This is a genomic window from Sulfurimonas sp., from assembly GCF_023229105.1.
Lineage (GTDB): Bacteria > Campylobacterota > Campylobacteria > Campylobacterales > Sulfurimonadaceae > Sulfurimonas.
This window is the reverse complement of the sequence record NZ_JALNZY010000036.1, coordinates 1-19,874: the sequence shown is the minus strand read 5'-3', so window position 1 is coordinate 19,874 and position 19,874 is coordinate 1. Positions and strand designations below refer to the sequence as shown.

Below are 19,874 nucleotides of genomic sequence, written 5' to 3'. Positions count from 1 at the left end.
TAGGCATGGCACTTCTTATTTTGCTGATAGCTACGAGTTCGCTTAGCAGTAGAAAAAACATTGCATCTCTTTTAATGCTATCTGTTTTTCTATTTGGCTCAGAGCATCTTCAGGCAGGAGTTTTGGATTTTATGGATTTGAAAAAAGCAAAGGAGGCGTATGAGGTTGGGGGGTATAAAAAAGCCGCAAAGCTATACGAAGAGCATGCACAAAGTTCGTCAAATGAACGGAGTTATTATAATGCCGCTAACGCATACTATAAAGATAAAAAATACAAAGAAGCGATAGAAGCATATAAAAAAGCGACCTTCAAGGAAGAGGAACTAAAGGCAAAAAACTTCTCGAATCTTGGAAATGCTTATGTAAAAGAGGGCGATTTGCAAAAGGCGTTAGAAGCGTATAAGAGCTCTTTGGAGATTTTAGAAGATAAAGATACAAGAGATAATATGCAAGAGGTTGAGAAGCTTTTAAAGGAACAAAAGAAAGAGTCAAAACAGAGCGAGCAAGATAAACAAAATCAAGAAGATAAAGAGCAAAGTGATAAAGATAAGAGTAAAAAAGAGAACAAAGAAGATAAGTCCGACAAGAAAGATAAATCTAAAGAGGACAAAGATGAGAACTCTGAGATGAATGATAAATCAGATAAAAAAGAGGAGTCTAAAGAAAAAAGTGAAGAGTCGGATAAAAAAGAGTCTAAAGATGAGAACTCTAAAAAGAACGAGAAGCAAAACAAAGAAAAAGATTTACAGAAGTTAGAAAAAAAAGATGAAAATAGCTCTGATGCATCAATCTCGCAAGAAGATATTATGAGCGATGAAGAGCAGATGAAGTGGATAAAAGAGCTAAGCGGCGATAGTTCTACATATCTCTATAAGCTAAATGAGCAAGAGGACACTACAAAAAACCAAGATGAGAAACCATGGTAGAATATAAAGGCAAAAGATGAGAACAATTACTAAACTACTATCTATATTATTACTATTTTATAGTGTGGCATATGCGGGAGTTATCGCTACAGCAACTCCTAAAGAGGTGGAGTTAGGCGAGATGGTTACATACTCGCTTAGTATCTCAGGCGAAGATATAACAAGACCAAATATACGCAGATTGTGTGATAGCGATGTAATCTCCACAAGTTCACAAACTAGCATGCAGATAACAAACGGAGATATTAGTAAAAACTACATACTAAGCTATAAATTTGTTCCGCAAAAAAGCTGTGTTATCAATCCTGTTGAGGTTGAGATAGATGGCAAAACAGAGTCAAGTAATACAGTAGAAGTGAAAGTTGTCCCTGTAAGCGGTGCAAAAGATTTGGATTTTGTTTTAAAACTGCAGAGCAGTAAAGAGGAACTTTTTGTAGGCGAAGAGTTTGATTTAACATTGACTTTTAAGCAAAGAAGCGATGCAGAAGCAGTTGACAATGAGTTTACTCCGCCTGAGTTAAAAGGATTTTGGATTAAAAGTGAGTCACAGCCAAATAGATATCAGGAGTCAAAATATACAATTACCGAGATTGTATATACATTAGCACCGCAAAGAGCAGGTAAGCTAAAGATTCCTAAAGCTCAGATGAGAATAGCATCACGTGGTTCAAGGGCGAGCAGTTGGGGGGATTGGATTCCTACTATAAAATGGAAGACATACTTCTCCAATGAGCTTGAGTTTGATGTCAAACCACTTCCCTCAGGCGTAAATTTGGTTGGAGATTTTAGCATCAAGGCATTTGTTGATAAGAGCGAGATTAAAGCAAACGAGGCGATAGATTTAACACTAGAAGTAGAAGGTGCGGGAAACTTAGAGGATATAAAAAGTTTTAAGCCTGACATAAAAGACGTAGCAGTATTTGATGAAAAAATTTCTATAGAGGGTAAAAAACTTACCCAAAAACTAGCTTTTGTAGCCGATAGAGATTTTGTAATTCCCTCTTTTTCATTAAGATATTTTGATTTAAAAACAAAAGAGATAAAAGAGATTTTTACAAAAGAGATAAAGATAAATGTATTAAATCAGAAGACAAAAGAGGAGATAAAAGTTCAAAAAGAGCCAATACAAGAAGTTGCTGCTACTACACAAAAAGCGGAGCAGGACGGTGTTACTTTAGCTTTTGTCTTTATCGGCGGTTTGATATTTGGTGTGATACTGATGCTCTTTAAGCCTCATTCTCTGGCAAAAAAGCAAAAAAGCGGCACAATAAAGGAGCCAAGAGTGCTTCTTGTCAAACTTCTTCCCTTTAGGGATGATAAGGATGTCGCTGAAATAGTTGATGTGTTGGAGAGAAATATCTACTCTGGGGAGAAGATAGAGGTAGATAAAAAAACCTTGAGAGAGGTTTTAAAGAGGTATGAGATAGGTTAATCCAAAATATCGTGAAGCCTGTTTCCGGCTTCTATATTTTTGTGGACTTTGTCCCACTCCTCATCTTTTATATGCTTTTTTAGGATGCTTAACTCATTTTCGAAAAGCGTGATTGCTTCAAGCAGATTTTCTCTGTTTTGTCTAAAAATATCTTCCCACATATTTGCAGAACTCTTTGCCAGACGGCTCATGGAGCGAAAACCACCCGCAGCAAGAGCTAGGATGTTTTTTTTGTTTTCTTGATTCATTACAGTATTTGCAAGAGAGTAGGAGATAGCATGAGGCATATGAGAGATAAAAGCGGCATGACGGTCATGCTCGCTTGCTGACATGAAGTATCTTTTCATACCTAAAGCTTTAAATATCCTTTTAGCAACATCAGCTTGAGTCTTCCCGCTACCTTCCAACTCACATAACACTACAGCTTTGTCTAGATAGAGGTCCTTAACTGCAGCTTGCGGTCCGAAGTTTTCAGTTCCCGTCATCGGATGGGCTGCTACAAAATTTTCTCTAATGCTCAGCGGTACAGCGGCAATAATTTTTGCTTTTGTGCTTCCTAAATCTATAATTGTTGTATTTTCTTTTATATCGGTTAAATTATGAAGCGCAGAAATTATGCCATCAACGGGGATAGCTAAAAAAATTACATCATAATTTTTTACTTCATCAAACTCTACTATTTTGTCAACTAAACCAAGTTTTAGAGCTTCTTGTCGGTGAATATCATTGTGATCACTCCCGACAATTGTGCTTATAAAATCTATTTTTTTTAAACTTATGGCAAGAGAACCTCCCATAAGCCCCAATCCTACTATCGCTACTTTCATCTCAATTCTTTGTTTTAATTTCTCAAATTATACAGAGTTTACTTAATATTAACCTCATAAAAGGTAAAATCTGCTCTTATTTTATAATCATGGGAACTTAATGAGAAAATTTTTAGCAGTGTTATTTATCCTTCTAGCAGTAAACTCTTTCGCATACACAATAAATTCTATCAAATACAAAGGCATGGTTAATATGTCGGAGACTGTAGCATTAAGAATGCTAAAGTTTGAAGTGGGTGATGCCGTTGATGATAAGATGCTTGATGCTTCCATTAAGACCTATTATAAGCAGGGATATTTTGATGATATATGGATTACTTTAGAAGAAGATGGGGTTTTAACATTTCATTTTAAAGAGAAACCGCTTATCTCAAAAATAGAGCTAAAGGGCTGGAAAGAGAATGACAGCGAGATAAAAGAGAGTATTATTCAGATAAAAGTCGGTGCACTTTATGACGAGAAAAAAATAGAAGCTGCAAAAAAGAGAATTATAGAAGCCATAAGTCAAGAGGGCAAGATTGACAGTGTCGTGGAGGTTCAAAAGGAGCTTTTGGATAACGGAAGTTATAAGATAGTTTTTTTAGTCAACGAAGGTGCAGAGATTGTTATAAAAGAGCTTAAATATAGTGGGGTTTTAGGTTTAAGCAGTAGCAAATTTGATGAGATAATCGCAAATAAAGAGCGAGAGTTTATGGGGTGGTTCTGGGGTAGAAACGACGGCAAGATGAAAGTAAATGACTTGGCTTATGATCCGCTTAGAATCCGTGATGTTTATATGCAACATGGCTATTTAGATGTTGATGTAAAAGAGCCGTTTGTAAAAGTAAACTTTGATAACTATACGGCAGATATGAGTTATCAGATAAAAGAGGGAGAAGTCTATACTGTTAACGCTATTACAATTGAGCAGCAGAAACATGTAATAGACGAGGCAAAAATAAGAGAGCTTATAAAGCTTGAAGTAGGAAAATCCTTTAATGTTGAAACTTTCCGCAGTGATGCACAAAAAATAAAAACACTTATTGCAGATATGAGCTATGCGTTTGTTCAGGTTGTTCCGGATTTAAAAAAAGATAAAGATAAAAAAGAAGTTGAAGTTGTTTTCAAGATTACACCCGGCGATAAAGTTAAAATAAGAGACGTAGTTATTGCGGGAAACAGCAGAACACTCGATAGAATCATAAGAAGAGAGCTCTACCTTGGTCCAGGAGACATGTATTCGTTGACGGATCTCTCTGACTCAAGAAATGCGCTTGGAAGACTTGGATTTTTTGACGGAAACACAATCGAAGAAAAAAGAGTAGATAATCAGACGATGGATTTGGTTGTCAAGGTCAAGGAAGCACCTACAGGCAATATTCAGCTAGGCGGAGGATATGGAAGCTATGGCGGACTTCTTGTAAGTGTTGCAGTAGATGATAGAAATATATGGGGTTCAGGTATAAATGTAGGAGTAAAAGCCGAGCGTTCAGAGTTGACATCTAACTACTCTTTTAGTATCTCTAATCCCAGATTAAACGACAGCGATTTTAGCGGTAACTTTTCTATCTATACTTCAGAGTATGAGTACAACGACTATACCATATATTCAGATGGTATAAGTTTAGGATTAGGGTATAGATTTACAAGGCATATTAGTGGCTATCTTGGATATGGATTCTCACAAAACAGTTATGATTTTGATGAAAACTCAACATATTACAATGATGACTATTATTATGAGAATTACTCAAAAAGCTCTGTTACTGCAAGTCTTAAATATGATGATACTGATGACTTTTACCTTCCTAGAAAAGGTTTTACATTAACACAAAGTATTGAACAAAGCGGACTTGGAGGAGATGCTGACTTTATTAAAAGCAGGACAAGTTTCGGGGCTTACAAAGGGCTTGAAGAGTGGTTAGGATTTGATGCTATAGCAAGATACAAAGCAAAGATAAATTATGTAAAAGAGATGGGCTACCTTCCTGTTGCCGAGAGATTTTACTTGGGTGGGATAGGAAGTGTAAGAGGTTATGAATCATACTCTTTGTCTCCAACGGTAGAAGATGCACAACGAAGTGACGGGGTAAGGCGTGTAGGCGGCGACTTTAGTGCATCTAACAGTTTTGAGATTAGTTTTCCGCTTGTTCCAAAAGCCAAAATGCGTTTAGTTACATATCTTGACTGGGGATATATAAGTGCATCAGGAGATGCGCCGTTAGTGAGCAGTTCAGGCAGTTCTACATATTTCTCAAACAATATCTCTCGCGGCGGAGTTGGTGCAGGGCTTGAGTGGTTCTCTCCAGTTGGACCGATTCAGCTAATGTTCTCAAAACCTTTAGGGGAAAAAGAGGGTGATAAAACATCAGCATTTGAATTTACAATGGGGCAGAGATTTTAATAAAAGCTCTGTTGTTAAGAGGATAAATTAAATAAATTAGAGAGAATAAAATATAATATTTATACTATTTTTTCTCATCATATCTAACTTTTTAACGCTCTCTTTTGCTAGGTAGAGACTATTCTTAGATTCTATTTTTAGCTCTGGACTCTCAAAGCTAAGAGTAAAGTCAATATTTCTAGGATAGTGACTAAGAAGTGCAACACCCAACGAAAGAAGATAACTCAAGGACTCTAGCTGATCTATATCCGGAAGAAGATCTTTAAACTTTTCAACATGAGAAGGTGAAGGGAGTTTTCTTTTTGCATATCTTATTAGAGTTGCTATTAAAATTATCTGCTCATGAGTAAAGCCAAACTCCAAAGCGTCTTTTATAAGATTGTAGCCGTTTTTGTTGTGTGAGTAGTAATGAATATTGTTTCCGCTCATACAGAGTTTTGCAGCTATTGCCAGCTCATAACGATATTTTTTTTCAATTTTTAACTCCTCATGTGTTAAATCAAATAGTGTTTTAGAGACCTTGCAGAGCTGATTTGCATAAGTTTGATTATCAACATGTGAATCGAGTATATATCTTAGAGATGTGTTGTAATTAAGAGGAAATCTATCATTTGAGTTTCTTAAAAGATCTGTTAAAAACACCCCTTCTCTTACTCCTGCACCGCTTGTTAAAAGCTTTTTTATCTTAAACTTTTCAAAAACTCTTAAAAGAATAAGTACACCCGGTTTTATAACATCAAGTCTGCTATTTTTTATGCCAAGATCTTTAAGTTCATCTTCGTCGGAGTTTAGTATCTTCTCTAGCACTGCTTCAAACTCGTCGCAGTTTGGTTGATATGCATGAAGCTTATCTATGGGGTATCCGCTTTTGTTTAAAATTGCATTAGATATCGCCCTAAATGTCCCGCCTATACCTATAAGGGTAGATATATTTGCCTCATCTAACTGCTCAAGCTGGGAGTCTATATATACTTTTGCACTCTCTACGTCGTTTTTGTCAAAAAAGAGTTCTTTTAATCTAACCGTACCTAAATCTATAGAGATATTAGAGCTAATATTCTGTTTGTCTATTAGTGAGAACTCTGTAGAGCCGCCACCGATATCTATACTAAGCGCATTTTTCTGCTGTGGTAAAAGATTAATGCAAGCAACTGCTCCAAGGTAAGCTTCTCTTTGCCCGTCTATGACCTTTATATTTAGACCAAGAGAGTTTCTAACTCTGTTAATAAAGTCTTTTTGATTGGGAGCATCTCTAAGGGCAGAAGTTGCGACGCAGAGAGTTTTTCTTGCTTTAAATGAGGAGATTATAGATAAAAAATCCCTAAGAGCATCAAAAGCTCTTTGCATCTGAATTTCTTGAAGATTTCCGCCATTTTGATAGGCGTATTCAGAGATTCTTACTCTGCTTTTTGCTTCATGAAGTATATGAAATGCAAATCGAGAAGTTTTCTCATAAATAACCATTCTAACCGAGTTAGAACCTATGTCTATGACTGCTACTCGTTTTGCCAAACCTCTACTCTTCTGCTAAAATATTTTTATATTTAAACTGAAGTTCCGCAATAGATTCTACATTATCTTTATCTGGAATAATACAGTCAACCGGGCAGACAGATATACATGCAGGTTCGTCATAAACACCTACACATTCAGTACAACGATCTGGATCTATGAAGTAGATCGGATCTCCCTCTTCAATAGCCATAGTTGGGCACTCTTCACGACATGCGTCGCATGCAATACACTCATCACTTATTATCAAAGCCATTAAAATACCTTATAGTTATAATCCAAATATAAATAAATCAATAAAATATATTTATATGTGCCCGATTTATATCAGAAAAGAGTTAAATTTTTACTTAAGTAAAAATTAAAACAAAGTTATTGGCTGTTTGTAACTTTTAATTTGCACGCAATATTACAAATGAATGCTAGCTTTACGCTTAAACACACTTTTTAGTGCTCCTGAAACTAACATAAACCTTATTTTAATTCGTTGGCAGAATACATGAAAGTTTTGAGCTTAAGTTTAAAGTAGCTACAGTACCTAAAACCCCATCTGTTCTGTTTTTTATGCTTATTTTTGCACCTAGTGCATCTGCGGCGCTTTTAGCTAAAAAGAGCCCTAGACCTACGCCTGATTTATTACCTGCTCTTTTAAACGGTGCAAAAAAATCTGAACTCTCATCTATCCCGCATCCCTCATCGATTACTTCTATTAGCAAACCATGATTGTTTAAAGAGCTTCTCAGCGTTACATTTTTATTTTTTGGTGTAAATTTCAGGGCATTTTGTAGAAAATTTTGTACGATTTGATTTAGAAGACCCACTTGAATAATTGTCATAAAACCATCTGGTTCAAAATGCATTTGAAGAGTTTTTCCTTCGTTTGCGGCTAAAAGATTAAAGTCATCAGCCTTCTGTTTTAAGACTTTTATGACATCTACCTCTTGAGGTTTTTCAAGCTGCATTCCCTCTTGACGACCAATGTTTAGTATGTTTGAAACGATTATGTTCATCTCATCTATGGTTTTGTTTGTTACTTTTATGGCATCTATATACTCCTCTGCGGAGCGTTTTTTTATAAGAGTAACTTGGTTTTTGAGTTTGATAACCGCAAGTGGAGTCTTTAGCTCATGAGCCGTTCCGATAAATAACTCTTTTTGATACTTTACAAAATTTTGTATTCTTGCAATAAGGTGATTAATAGTAGCTCCAAGCGGCTCAAACTCTTCTGGTAGCTCCTCTACTATGATAGGGCGCATAAGATGCTCGTTCATGTTTGAGAGCTTATTGCTTAGGGTTCTAACAGGCAAGACAAGCATCTTTGAAAGAGCGATTGCATATATAACGACGAGTAAAAAACCTGCAATATTTATGATAAACAGAGAGTTTAGAATTTTGTTTAAAAGCTCTCTTGTGGGAGTAATATCTTTTGTTATTTTTATATAACTTAGCTCATCTATATTAAGTGGATGCATCAGCACAACGTATGATTTTTTTTCTTTTGTTATCTCAAAAAAATCAATATCCAAAAGAGGCTGCTTAAGATATATAACTTCAATACTTATTCCTAAATAGATTTCAGGCGTAGGGACTTCCTGCCCATAAATGGATTGGTTGCTTGCAATATTTTTTGCATATACAAGAAGATCTTTGTGTTTTTCTTCTAATATTGAGCTTTGGATATAATAGTATAAAATATATGAAAACATAAGTATAAGAGAAGCAGAAGAAATTATGAGTTGGATTAAAAAACTTTGCCTGATACTTCTTCGTGAGAACATTTTTTACCTATAGTAATATAAAGTTTGTAATTGTAACTTATTTAACTTCAAAATAGAAATTTGTAATTTCTTGCATGCAGACTTTTAGAGGATGGAGTATTACTGCGTGAAAAAGAGATAACTCCTTTCACGAAATAAAATAGTTAATTTATCTCTTTTGGAAAACAGAAACGGTAGCCGCGACGGCGAACAGTCTCAATAGTAGTTATGTTTAAAGGTTTATCCATTTTTTGTCTAATTTGGTTAATAGCAACTTCTATTACGTTTGGAGTAACAAGTTCTGGTTCTTCCCAGATAGCATCAAGTAACTGCTCTTTTGAAACAATTTGATCACGGTGACGCGCTAAGTGAGTAAGAACTTCAAAAGGTTTGCCCTTTAGTTCTATATCAATCTCTTTGTATGTGATTTTTTCTTCTTCAGGATTGATAATTAGGTCTTCAATCTCTATAATATTGCTGCCTCCAAAACGAAGACGAGCATCAAGGCGAGCAACAAGAACATCAAAATCAAAAGGTTTTCTGATATAGTCATCAGCACCACTTCTAAGAGCTTCTATCTCGCTCTCGTTATCGTCTCTTGCAGATAAAACTACTACAACAGTCTTTGGAGTTTTAGTTTTGATATCGCCGATAATGTCGATACTGTTTCCATCGGGAAGCATCCAATCCATCAACACTAGGTCATAGTTACGAATATCTAGGTAGTACTCTCCATCTTTGAGAGTCTCAACAACATCGCTTTGATAACCATACTCTTTTAACCCCTCCGCAAGCATTTTGTTTAATGTGACTTCATCTTCTATAATTAGAATGCGCATAAATTTTGTCCTATGAGTGAATATTTTGACGAAATGATATCATAATTTTAGGTTAATTTAAAGTAGTTTTTAATTTTTCTTTAATAAAACTTTAACTTATAATTAAGATTGAGAATTGAAATAATCGCTTACACTTACCTTGCAGCCTTTTAATATTGAGGGTTTTGTTACTTTTAAATTTATGCTTTTTATCGCTTTGTATTCTTTAACTAACTTTAAATTTATCTCTTTTAAAGCATCTTCTATAAGTAAAAATTGACTTTTTAGCATTGTTTTTTTTATAATTTGAACAATATCTGCATAATTTATAAATCCATCTTTATAGTCATACTCTATAGCAGCGTTTACGATAACATCTTGAGGTTTTACTCTCTCAAAGTCTAAGATTCCAATAATACATTGAAATTTTAGATCTTCAATATGAATTGTCATACTACTCTTTTTTCTTCGCCCCTAAAGAGGCGTATAATATTTGGTATATGTTTGTAAAAAAGTATAAATCCTATAATTAAAACAGGAGAGTGTGCCATGTCTGGATGAATTATAAAACTAGCAATGATTAGTGCACCAAGAGCAGTAAGTGAAGAGAGCGAGGATATTCTTATAACTTTTGCTCCAAATGCCCAAACAGCTAATGCAATTATGGTCTCAACAGGAAGCATAAACATCATGACTCCCATGCCGGTTGCGACACCTTTCCCTCCCTCAAAGCCCAAATAAGGGGAGAAGCAGTGACCTATGACCGCTAAGACTGCTATCCCCCAGAGGGTAGCTTCGCTTACTCCTGCAAAATAGGCTATAAGAAGCACTATAACACCTTTTATAGCATCAAGAGCTAGTGTTGCAATTCCAAGTTTTTTGGCTAAAGAGGGATTGCTCTCTTTTACGACTCTTAAAACGTTAGTAGCACCAATACTGCCTGAACCGCTTGCTTTTATATCTACACCGGCAAATTTTTTAGCCAGAAGCAGACCAAAAGGGATACCGCCTACAAGATAAGCCGCAATAAAAAACTGAGCATTTGTATTAAATAAAAAATCCATTTAAAACCTTCTGAAATATTTGTGCAATTGTACTTCATCTATGATTATAAGCATATAAATTTTATGAACCAAATAATATTTTTGTTATAATGGTGCTACTAAAAAAGAGGATTTTTTTTGAAACTTACAAACGAAGAGCTGAAAGAAAAAATAAATGAATATAAAAAGAAGTTAAGCGTAACGGTTGTTGCACATTTTTATCAAAGAGATGAAGTTTTTGAGATGGGTGATATTACGGGAGATTCTTTGGAGCTTGCCATTAAAACAAAGGAGGACAACTCTGAGTATGTCGTCTTTTGCGGGGTGGGATTTATGGGGCAGAGCGTAAAGGTTTTATCGCCAAACAAGAGAGTTGTTATGCCAAAAGCAGCATGCTGCGCTATGGCTACGATGATTGACGGAATGCAGTTTGACAAATCGGTAAAAGCGCTTAATGATGCAGGGATTAAAAATGAAAATATTTTGCCTATAACATATATCAACTCTAACGCCGACGTAAAGGCAAAAGTGGCAAAAATGGGCGGCATGGTATGCACAAGTTCAAATGCTAAAAAAATTATAACAAACGCTATCGGTGAGGGTAAAAAGATACTTTTTGTTCCCGATAGATGCTTGGGACAAAATATAGCAAATCAGATGGGACTGAAATCTTGTGTCATCGGAGATGGAACAAACCTCGCGGAAGCGGATATTATCTGCTATAACGGTTTTTGCTCGGTTCATCAGCTCTTTAGTGTAGATGATATCAACTTTTACCGCAAGAAATATCCTGGTATTTTGATAGTTGTACATCCCGAGTGCGACCCTGCAATCTGTAATGCAGCGGACTTTGTAGGTTCAACTTCGCAAATTATAAAATATATCAAAGAGTTGCCCGAGGAGCAAAAAGTAGCGGTTGGAACCGAGTTTAACTTAGTTAACCGTCTTCGCTCAAAAAATACCTATGTTCTCTCCTCTACAAAACCTGAGTGTCCGACTATGAATGAGACAACGCTGCAAGATTTGTATGATATACTCAAATCTATTGATGAGGGCGCTCCATTAAACGAGATACTTGTAGATGAAGAGACACAAAAATGGGCAAAAATTGCACTAGAGAGAATGTTGGCACTATGATGAAAGAGTTTGTAAAAGCAACCTTGGCTCAAGATGTTGGACGTGGAGATCTCTATGCTTTGGTTGAGCCGAGTGTGAGCGCAACTGCTAAAATAATTGCCAAGAGTGATGGCATAACTGCGGGCGTTGCATATATAAATGTTTTGGCAGAACTTGAAGATTTTGAGATAAGCTGGAATGTAGATGATTCAGAGAGTTTCGTAAAAGGCGATGTTTTAGCAAATATTAGCGGAAGCTCACATGTGCTCTTGAAGATAGAGAGAACTCTTTTAAATATGCTCCTTCATGCAAGTTCGATTGCGACTTTGACTAAAAAATATGCAGAAATTTTAGAACCATACGGCGTGAAACTTTTAGATACTAGAAAAACAAGACCCCTTTTGAGAGTTTTTGAAAAGTATGCCACACGTTGTGGCGGAGCAGTAAATCACCGAATGGGACTTGATGATTCGCTGATGATTAAAGATACGCATCTAAAAACTATTGATAATTTAAAAGTATATATAAAAAAAGCTAGAAATAAAATCCCTTTTACGGCAAAAATAGAGGTAGAAGCAGAAACATTTGAGATGGCAAAGGAGGCTTTTGAAGCGGGGGCAGATATTGTTATGTGTGATAATATGACACCTGAGCAAATTTGTGATGTTGTAAAATATAGAGATGAAAACTTTGCACATATACTGCTTGAAGCCAGCGGAAATATATCTCTTCAAACCATAGAGTCTTACGCTAAAACAGGTGTTGATGCAATAAGCAGCGGTTCACTTATCCATCAGGCAAACTGGATTGATCTCTCTATGAAGATGGACTGAAAAATAATTAATGGCTGATGATACTCAAATAACAGACGAGAACATTATTCCAAACGAAAAAGAAACTCGTTTCTTTTTCTACGCTAAAGCCGCTATGGCTACTAAAGTAAAATCTTGAAAAGATTTTATAGAGTTCTTCCTAGGAGAATTTAATGGCTGATGATGCTGAAAAAACAGAAGAACCCACATCCAAGAAGATAGAGGACGCGAGAAAAGAGGGGAATGTTCCAAAGTCGCAAGATGCGTCTGGGGTTATGACGCTTTTTGTTGCTATTTTGGCTTTTTTGCTTCTTTTTCCGTATATGAGTGCTCACATACTCTATCTCTCAAAGTATTATTTTTCACTTTTAGGAATGCCTCTTGATAGAGCTTTGATGGTTGATATAGCAATAGTTACTATTAGAGAGTTTCTTTTTATTGTTATGCCTCTTACTATTTCAGTTGCGATTATGGGTGTTTTAGCCGCTTTTGCTCAGTTTGGATTTTTATTTACCACAAAAGCAATTACGCCGGACTTTAAAAAGATAGATCCCATAAAAGGGATGAAAAATCTCTTTTCAATGAAAAAAATCATTGATGGTATTAAAATAACATTTAAATCTTTTACCACTTTAGGTGTTGGCTTCATTTTTTTCTTTCTTTTTATAGTTGAACTCCCTACAGTTGCACTTTTTGGACTTGGAGATCAGATGGTATGGCTTAAAGATAAGGCTCTGATTATCGCTTTTGTAATGCTTTTTATTATTTTTATTTTTGCAGTAATCGATATTATAATTGTGCGAAAACAGTATTTTGACGGACTCAAGATGAGCAAGCAGGAGATAAAAGATGAGATGAAAAACATGGACGGGGATCCACTCATCAAAGCAAAAATCCGTCAAATTCAGATGCAGGCTTCAAGAAAAAGAATGATGGCTGAAGTTCCTCATGCGGATGTTGTTATAACAAACCCGACTCACTATGCGGTTGCCATAAAGTATGATGAGCAGAAGTCGCATGCACCTATAGTAGTTGCAAAAGGGATGGATAATATAGCGTTGCATATTAAAAAAGTAGCCAGAGAAAATGGTGTACATATAGTGCAAAATCCCCCTTTAGCAAGAAGTTTATATGCTCAAGTGGATTTGGATAAACCCATACCAAGTGAGTTGTTTGCGGCTGTTGCAGAAGTGCTGGCTTATGTTTACAAAATGAATAAGAAGTAGTATACAATTCTAAAAAAAGATATATAAATTGAATGAAATATTAGAAAAAATAGAAAAAGCTACTCATATTGTTCTTATTTCACATGTTAATCCTGATGCGGATTCTCTAGGAAGTGCGAGTGCTATGTACACTTTTTTGCTCCAAAAGCATAAAAAAGTTTCATGGTTTTGCAAAAGTGAGCAGATAAATCAAAAGTTATCTTTTTTGCCATGGTTTGAGAAGATAAAAAGCACGTTTCCTCTCTCTGGGGATTTGGCAATTTCGCTCGATTGCGCAAATGAGAAACGTTTAGGCGTACAAGTAGAGTGTGATTTGATAAATATCGACCATCATATCTCTAACACAAATTATGGTAATTTAAATTTTGTGCAACCGGATTTTATAAGTACAACAGCAGTTTTATATAACTTTTTTAAAGCAAGCAGTGCCAAAATAAATATAAAAATAGCGACTGCGCTATATGCAGGAATTTTAGACGATTCTGATGCTTTTTTATCTCAAAATGTTGATGGCACGACATTTGCTACCGTGAGTGAACTGATAGAACTGGGTGCTGAGCATCAGCTTTGCAACAAAAAAGTTCTAAAAAGCGTCTCCCTAGCGTCTCTTAGATTAAAGTCTGTTATGTTTAAAAACATGACATTAGAGCAGGACGCAAAAGTTGCGGTTTTTTGCGTAAGCGAGGAAGAGATGAGAGCAACAGGGGCTCTTGGAGTGGATTGTGAAGCACCGCTAAAAGAGTCTTTGCATCTGCCGAATGTAAAGGTTGCTTTGCTGCTTAGGCAGAAAAAGAATTTTACGATAAAAGGTTCACTTCGCTCTAACTTTGGGGTAGATGTTAGTAAAATTGCCACAAGGTTCGGCGGCGGCGGTCATGTATATAGAGCTGGTTTTGAGATAGATGAAATCATCTCTTTAGAGGAAGTAAAAATTAAAATATTAGATTTATTAGAAAAGGAGTTATAGTTTGAGAAGAGGAAGCAAAAAAGGATCTTCGGCATTATTGCTAGGCATATTTGCGGTAGCTGTAGGTATGGGTTTATATATATACAATTCGGAAATGTTTGAGAGAGAATCTCCCATGATTACTATGCAAAATAGCGGATACTGGAATCTAAAGAATCCACTTGATATAACTATGGAGGATTCAACCGGTCTGAAATCGTACAAAGTAACTTTAGTAACAAAATCACAAGAAACTGTTCTTTATCATGAGCAGTTTTTAACTCCAAAGCAATCACTAAATGTTAAAGTAGAGCCTCCTAAAAGTGCATACGCTATGAGCGAGGATGAGATTAAGATAGTTATTGAAGCACAAGATGCAAGCAAATGGAATTTTTTAAAGGGAAACGATGCCATAAGTGAATTTAAGCTAAAGATTGACAAGAAAAGACCTCTTTTAAATACGATTGCTAACTCATATAAGATAAAAAAAGGTGGTGCGGCACTTGTTATCTTTAAAGCAGAGGATGAAAATTTAAAGGAGCTTTATATCCAAACAAATTTTGATAAAAAGTTTCTAGCACAGCCATTTTATAAAAAAGGATACTACATTTCACTTCTGGCATGGCCTGTTAAAGAAACAACGTTTAAAGCGACTATCTTTGCAAAAGATAGGGCAGATAATATCTCAACAGTAAATGTCCCTCTTTTTTTAAAGGAGGCGAGCTATAAATTATCAAATATAAAAATAACTGATAATTTTTTAAATGGGAAAATAGCCGAGCTTGCAGAGGAGTTCAAGGAGACTCAAGGAGTTACCAATTCTATTGAGCAGTTTAAAATTATCAATGAAGATGTAAGGGTAAAAAATGAAGATCTTATTCATGAGATAACATCAAAAGTTTCAGAGGAGATGATTGATGACTTCAAAATAAACAAGATGTACCCTCTAAAAAATGCTGCTGTGGTTGCTCATTTTGGAGATCATAGGCACTATTTCTATAAGGAAGACAAAATCAGTGAGTCATATCACTTAGGTCTTGATTTAGCAAGTAATGCAATGGCAGAAATTAAGCCGCAAAATGGGGGAGAAATTGTTTTTACCGGGTACAATGGTTTATATGGAAATATGCCGATTCTCTCACATGGGCTAGGACTTTATACTCTTTATGGGCACTGCTCAAATATAAGCGTTAATGTTGATGAAAAAATTAGTAGCGGTTCGCATATAGCAAACACAGGTAAAAGCGGTTATGCAATGGGAGATCATCTTCATTTTGGAATCTTGATTCAAGGTATAGAGGTTCGTCCTGCAGAGTGGATGGATGATACTTGGATAAAATTAAATATAAATGACGTTATCAACAGCGCAAAAAGCATAATAGATAAAAAGTAAACTTAGTGTACAATTTGTGACTAAAGCAAGAAGATAGGGATAAAAAAATGTATCAAACAACTATTAAAAAGAGTGTTGAGCTTGTCGGAATAGGTCTTCATAAAGGTTCTGCTGTTAAGTTAAGATTAGAGCCGCTAGAGTCAAACAGTGGCTTGATATTTTATAGAAGCGACGTTGATGTAGCAATCCCGCTTATTCCTGAAAATGTTGTTGATACTAAAATGGCCACGGTTATAGGAAAAGATGGTTATGTCATCTCAACTATAGAGCATATGCTCTCTGCTATTTACGCCTATGGAATTGATAATCTTAGAATAATCGTAGATGCTGATGAAATTCCTGTTATGGACGGCAGCAGTGCAAGCTTTTGTATGCTCTTAGATGAAGCAGAAATTATTCAGTTAGATGTTCCTAAAAGAGTTATGAGAATAAAAAAAGAGGTAGTAGTTCAAGAGGGAGAGAAGTATGTCAAGCTCTCCCCCTCGCCAGATTTACAGTATGGCTTTACTATTAAATTTCCTCATCCTGTTATACAGAGACAGGAGTATATTTTAAACTTTACCAAACAAAACTACAAAGATGAGATTTCTCGTGCTAGGACTTTTGGTTTTTTGCATGAGGTTCAGTATCTGCGCTCAAAGGGTCTTGCACTTGGCGGATCGTTAGAAAACGCAGTTGTGCTGGATGAGAAAAAGGTTTTAAATCCTGAGGGGCTTAGATTTCATGATGAATTTGTAAGACATAAAATACTTGATGCTATTGGGGATATGGCACTAATTGGTATGAATTTTGTAGGTAACTATGAAGCGATGGCTGGTAGTCATGACCTTAATCATAAGCTAACGTTAGAGCTTTTAAAAGATGCACAAAACTATGAAGTTATTGAACTTGTGGGTAAAAAAACATTAGAGTTAGAAAAAGCGTATGCATAAGAGTGTCGATTTAGTTTTTATAACTCTCTTCTCTCCTATAAAAATTGGAGTATATGAGGAGTTAAAGTTGATAAAAACAGTTCTTAGCGATGAGAAAAGCTCTGATATACTACCTAGTATTTTTAATGACTTATCTAAAGAGTACACTATAAAAGGACTCTTTTATGCAAATGGACCCGGAAGTTTTATGGCGATAAAAATTGCATATATTTTTTTAAAATCCATGAGTGTTTTAAAAAACATACCGCTTTTTGCAACAGATGCTTTTTATTTTAATAAAAATCAGCCAATCAAAGCGATTGGAAAGCTATATTTTGTTAAAATTTCATCAGAAATAAAAACCCAAAAACTAGAAATGGCACCTGAAGCAGATTTTATGCTTCCTGATGTGCTAGAGTATGATGATTTTAGTACAACTGTGTCTCCTCTTTATGGTATAGGAGCGGTTGGATAGGAAAAAAGTGACAGTAAGTGTACCGGCAACTAGTGCAAATCTTGGACCTGGATTTGACTCTTTAGGTTTAGCAGTTAATCTACGCAATGTAGTTGAATTTCATCCATCTAAATTTTTTAGTGTCAGCATAAAAGGCGAAGGTGAAAACAACCCGAAGCTAAAAGGCAACAATCTATTTGTAAGTATTTTCAATGAGCATTACAACAGACTTACTAAAAAAAGACAAAATTTCAAATTTACGTTTTATAATCAGATACCGATGTCAAGAGGGCTTGGCAGCTCTTCGGCTGTAATTGTTAGTGCGATTGCAAGTGCGCATGAAGCAGCAGGGATAAACGTATCTAAAAGAAGAATACTAAATCATGCTCTTGTTTATGAGTCTCATCCAGATAATATTACACCGGCAGTTATGGGCGGCTTTAACGTAGCTATAGTAGAAAAAGGCAAGGTTTTTTCACAAAAAAAACATCTTCCTGATTATATAAAAGCGGTCGTGGTCATTCCAAATAAACAGATGAACACTGCAAGAACAAGAGCGCTTTTGCCAAAATCATACTCTAAAGAGAATGCGATTTATAATCTCTCTCATACGGCGCTTAGCGTTGCTGCTTTTTTTAATGAGGATTGGGAGATTTTAAAACTGGCCTCTCAGGATAGATTTCATCAAAAAGCAAGAATGAAAACTCTGCCTGAGCTCTTTGGAGTTCAAAAGACTGCATATGAGAGCGGCGCGCTTATGAGCACTCTCTCAGGAAGCGGGTCAACATTTTTTTCAATGGTATATGATGAAGATTCTGTTGCAATTGCAAATAAACTTAGTCAAAAATTTCCGGAATTTGTTGTAAAAATATTGGATTTTGATAATGACGGACTAATTGTAGAAAAGTAGGTTAGTTTATATCTTTTTACTAAATCAAGGAACTTTTGGATATAATGGCGAAAAAATTTACCCAACCTATTAGGATGTGTATCTCTTGTAGGCAAAGAGATACTCAGAATAATCTTATAAGACTTCAGTGTATAGATTCACAACTTAGTCTTTTTAGGGGCAGCGGCAGAAGTTTTTATATATGCAAGATTTGTCTTGAAGACAATAAGAGAGTATTAAAAGCACTGATGCGGCAATGCAAGAGCGGTGATAGAGATAAATTTGCCAAAACACTAAAGGAGATCATCACTGATGACAGAAAAAGTTAGAGTACACGAAATTGCAAAAGAGTTAGGAATAACTTCTAAAGATGTAGTTAAAAAAGCTTCAGATATGGGCGTTGACGTAAAATCTGCAAACAGCTCAGTTACTATGCAAGAAGCAGAAAGCTTAATGAACTATATTATGAGCGGGGAACTTGCGCAAGCACCAAAACCTGAGACAAAAACAGCTGCTAAAACAACTAGTGATACTCAAAAAAAAGAAACAACTCCCGAAGAAGAAACTTTAAAATCAGAAGATGATAAAACTGATGTTAAGCAAGAAAAAAATGCGAAAAAAGAGACTATTGTTAAAGATGAGAAAGTCGATAAAAAAGAAGAGACTATAAAGATAGCAAAAGAAGACAAAAGCACTCTTAAAGCAGAAGAAAAAGAGCCTCTAGAGAAGAGCCATGAGTCAATAAGTATTGAAGAGCCTAAAAAAATGCAGATAAAAAGATCTGGACTTAAGATTGTAAAAAAGAAAAAACAGCCTCAAGAGAGTGAAAAGACGCAGGAATATACTCAATCCTCAAAACAAAAACAAACAGTATCTACATATGGCAAAATAAGTGCTGATGTTTTAGAAGAGTTAGCTAAGAAGAAAAAAACAAAACAGTCTGCTGGAGCAAGAAAACAGGAACAGGGCGTAAAAATTGATATTTTCGGCGGTTCACTGAGTGAAGTTTCTATGGATATGGATGATCAGGTTGTCCTACTTGATTTAAACTCTACTGAGAGACACGAGATTGTTGCAGAAGAGCCTAGAAAACCTAAGCCTCCAAAACCTATAGGAAGAAATGCAAATAAAAAAGCTGCTCCAAGAGGCAGAAAAGTTTCTCGGGATAAAAGAAAAAAATATGCAAAAGATAAGCCTGAAGATATTATTGTAACACATGTAGAAATCCCTGAAGATATCCGTGTATATGAATTTGCAGAAAAACTAAATCGCCCAATTACAGATGTCATTAAGGTTCTATTTGGCCTTGGTTTAATGATGACTAAAAATGACTTTTTAGGACATGACGAGATTGAGATTTTATCTGAAGAGTTTGGTGTGGAAGTTACTATTGTAGATCCTAAAGATGCTTTTAACTACGAAGAAGATA

Annotated in this window: 19 protein-coding genes; 12 read left to right on the top strand and 7 right to left on the bottom strand. The window is 35.5% G+C overall.

Annotated elements, in window-relative coordinates; all coding sequences use genetic code 11:
- The coding region (locus tag M0Q17_RS06370; RefSeq protein ID WP_295084745.1) for a tetratricopeptide repeat protein at positions 1 to 926 on the top strand (926 nt) is incomplete at its 5' end.
- Between the two features lie 16 nt (positions 927 to 942).
- Positions 943 to 2,358 (top strand): BatD family protein, encoded by a 1,416-nt coding sequence (locus M0Q17_RS06365; RefSeq protein ID WP_295084742.1) that lies wholly within the window; start codon positions 943 to 945, stop codon positions 2,356 to 2,358.
- On the opposite strand, the gene M0Q17_RS06360 is transcribed toward M0Q17_RS06365, so the two are convergent.
- A complete protein-coding gene (locus tag M0Q17_RS06360; protein ID WP_295084739.1) occupies positions 2,355 to 3,185 on the bottom strand; it encodes a prephenate dehydrogenase in 831 nt (276 codons plus the stop codon). The two genes, M0Q17_RS06365 and M0Q17_RS06360, sit on opposite strands and share 4 nt — an antisense overlap.
- A 100-nt stretch (positions 3,186 to 3,285) precedes the next feature.
- Between M0Q17_RS06360 and bamA the strand changes: the two genes are divergently transcribed.
- On the top strand, positions 3,286 to 5,568 hold the full coding sequence (gene bamA, locus M0Q17_RS06355; RefSeq protein ID WP_295084736.1) for an outer membrane protein assembly factor BamA: 2,283 nt from the start codon (positions 3,286 to 3,288) through the stop codon (positions 5,566 to 5,568).
- Between the two features lie 36 nt (positions 5,569 to 5,604).
- Here bamA and M0Q17_RS06350 read toward each other — a convergent pair whose 3' ends face one another.
- From M0Q17_RS06350 to plsY, 6 genes are all read right to left on the bottom strand, one after another.
- Positions 5,605 to 7,080 (bottom strand): Ppx/GppA phosphatase family protein, encoded by a 1,476-nt coding sequence (locus tag M0Q17_RS06350; protein ID WP_295084733.1) that lies wholly within the window; start codon positions 7,078 to 7,080, stop codon positions 5,605 to 5,607.
- A 4-nt stretch (positions 7,081 to 7,084) separates the two neighbouring features.
- Positions 7,085 to 7,336 (bottom strand): YfhL family 4Fe-4S dicluster ferredoxin, encoded by a 252-nt coding sequence (locus M0Q17_RS06345; RefSeq protein ID WP_295084730.1) that lies wholly within the window; start codon positions 7,334 to 7,336, stop codon positions 7,085 to 7,087.
- Between the two features lie 223 nt (positions 7,337 to 7,559).
- Positions 7,560 to 8,858: a HAMP domain-containing sensor histidine kinase gene (locus M0Q17_RS06340; protein WP_295084728.1), complete on the bottom strand. Its 1,299-nt coding sequence runs from the start codon at positions 8,856 to 8,858 to the stop codon at positions 7,560 to 7,562.
- A 143-nt stretch (positions 8,859 to 9,001) separates the two neighbouring features.
- A complete protein-coding gene (gene hsrA, locus M0Q17_RS06335) occupies positions 9,002 to 9,676 on the bottom strand; it encodes a homeostatic response regulator transcription factor HsrA (RefSeq protein ID WP_295084725.1) in 675 nt (224 codons plus the stop codon).
- 102 nt (positions 9,677 to 9,778) lie between these two features.
- Positions 9,779 to 10,108 (bottom strand): dihydroneopterin aldolase, encoded by a 330-nt coding sequence (locus M0Q17_RS06330; RefSeq protein ID WP_295084722.1) that lies wholly within the window; start codon positions 10,106 to 10,108, stop codon positions 9,779 to 9,781.
- Positions 10,105 to 10,719 (bottom strand): glycerol-3-phosphate 1-O-acyltransferase PlsY, encoded by a 615-nt coding sequence (gene plsY, locus M0Q17_RS06325; RefSeq protein ID WP_295084719.1) that lies wholly within the window; start codon positions 10,717 to 10,719, stop codon positions 10,105 to 10,107. Before plsY ends, M0Q17_RS06330 begins: the two co-directional genes overlap by 4 nt.
- A 117-nt stretch (positions 10,720 to 10,836) precedes the next feature.
- Between plsY and nadA the strand changes: the two genes are divergently transcribed.
- The 9 genes from nadA to M0Q17_RS06280 all read left to right on the top strand — a co-directional run.
- A complete protein-coding gene (nadA, locus tag M0Q17_RS06320) occupies positions 10,837 to 11,835 on the top strand; it encodes a quinolinate synthase NadA (RefSeq protein WP_295084716.1) in 999 nt (332 codons plus the stop codon).
- The gene (gene nadC, locus M0Q17_RS06315; RefSeq protein WP_295084748.1) at positions 11,832 to 12,647 is read left to right on the top strand and encodes a carboxylating nicotinate-nucleotide diphosphorylase; all 816 of its coding nucleotides are present in this window, start codon (positions 11,832 to 11,834) and stop codon (positions 12,645 to 12,647) included. The genes nadA and nadC overlap by 4 nt, the downstream gene beginning before the upstream one ends.
- Before the next feature lie 152 nt (positions 12,648 to 12,799).
- Positions 12,800 to 13,852, top strand: a complete 1,053-nt coding sequence (gene flhB / locus M0Q17_RS06310) for a flagellar biosynthesis protein FlhB (protein WP_295084713.1) — start codon at positions 12,800 to 12,802, stop codon at positions 13,850 to 13,852.
- Between the two features lie 28 nt (positions 13,853 to 13,880).
- Positions 13,881 to 14,819 carry a bifunctional oligoribonuclease/PAP phosphatase NrnA gene (locus M0Q17_RS06305; protein WP_295084710.1) on the top strand — a complete coding sequence of 313 codons (939 nt, stop codon included), beginning with the start codon at positions 13,881 to 13,883 and terminating at the stop codon, positions 14,817 to 14,819.
- Position 14,820: 1 nt separating this feature from the next.
- Complete coding sequence (locus M0Q17_RS06300) at positions 14,821 to 16,191, top strand: M23 family metallopeptidase (RefSeq protein WP_295084707.1); 1,371 nt, start codon at positions 14,821 to 14,823, stop codon at positions 16,189 to 16,191.
- Positions 16,192 to 16,238: 47 nt separating this feature from the next.
- Entirely contained in the window at positions 16,239 to 17,123 is an 885-nt protein-coding gene (lpxC, locus tag M0Q17_RS06295) for a UDP-3-O-acyl-N-acetylglucosamine deacetylase (RefSeq protein WP_295084704.1), read from the top strand.
- Between the two features lie 67 nt (positions 17,124 to 17,190).
- Positions 17,191 to 17,577, top strand: a complete 387-nt coding sequence (locus M0Q17_RS06290; protein WP_295084701.1) for a hypothetical protein — start codon at positions 17,191 to 17,193, stop codon at positions 17,575 to 17,577.
- A 7-nt stretch (positions 17,578 to 17,584) separates the two neighbouring features.
- Positions 17,585 to 18,466: a homoserine kinase gene (gene thrB, locus M0Q17_RS06285; RefSeq protein WP_295084698.1), complete on the top strand. Its 882-nt coding sequence runs from the start codon at positions 17,585 to 17,587 to the stop codon at positions 18,464 to 18,466.
- A gap of 291 nt (positions 18,467 to 18,757) precedes the next feature.
- A partial coding sequence (locus M0Q17_RS06280) for a translation initiation factor IF-2 N-terminal domain-containing protein (RefSeq protein WP_295084695.1) occupies positions 18,758 to 19,874 on the top strand: 1,117 nt, incomplete at its 3' end.

Coding starts and splice junctions, on each gene's coding strand:
- M0Q17_RS06365 (WP_295084742.1), top strand. CDS start 943: ATGAGAACAATTACTAAACTACTATCTATATTATTACTATTTTATAGT.
- M0Q17_RS06360 (WP_295084739.1), bottom strand. CDS start 3,185: ATGAAAGTAGCGATAGTAGGATTGGGGCTTATGGGAGGTTCTCTTGCC.
- bamA (WP_295084736.1), top strand. CDS start 3,286: ATGAGAAAATTTTTAGCAGTGTTATTTATCCTTCTAGCAGTAAACTCT.
- M0Q17_RS06345 (WP_295084730.1), bottom strand. CDS start 7,336: ATGGCTTTGATAATAAGTGATGAGTGTATTGCATGCGACGCATGTCGT.
- M0Q17_RS06340 (WP_295084728.1), bottom strand. CDS start 8,858: ATGTTCTCACGAAGAAGTATCAGGCAAAGTTTTTTAATCCAACTCATA.
- hsrA (WP_295084725.1), bottom strand. CDS start 9,676: ATGCGCATTCTAATTATAGAAGATGAAGTCACATTAAACAAAATGCTT.
- M0Q17_RS06330 (WP_295084722.1), bottom strand. CDS start 10,108: ATGACAATTCATATTGAAGATCTAAAATTTCAATGTATTATTGGAATC.
- plsY (WP_295084719.1), bottom strand. CDS start 10,719: ATGGATTTTTTATTTAATACAAATGCTCAGTTTTTTATTGCGGCTTAT.
- nadC (WP_295084748.1), top strand. CDS start 11,832: ATGATGAAAGAGTTTGTAAAAGCAACCTTGGCTCAAGATGTTGGACGT.
- flhB (WP_295084713.1), top strand. CDS start 12,800: ATGGCTGATGATGCTGAAAAAACAGAAGAACCCACATCCAAGAAGATA.
- lpxC (WP_295084704.1), top strand. CDS start 16,239: ATGTATCAAACAACTATTAAAAAGAGTGTTGAGCTTGTCGGAATAGGT.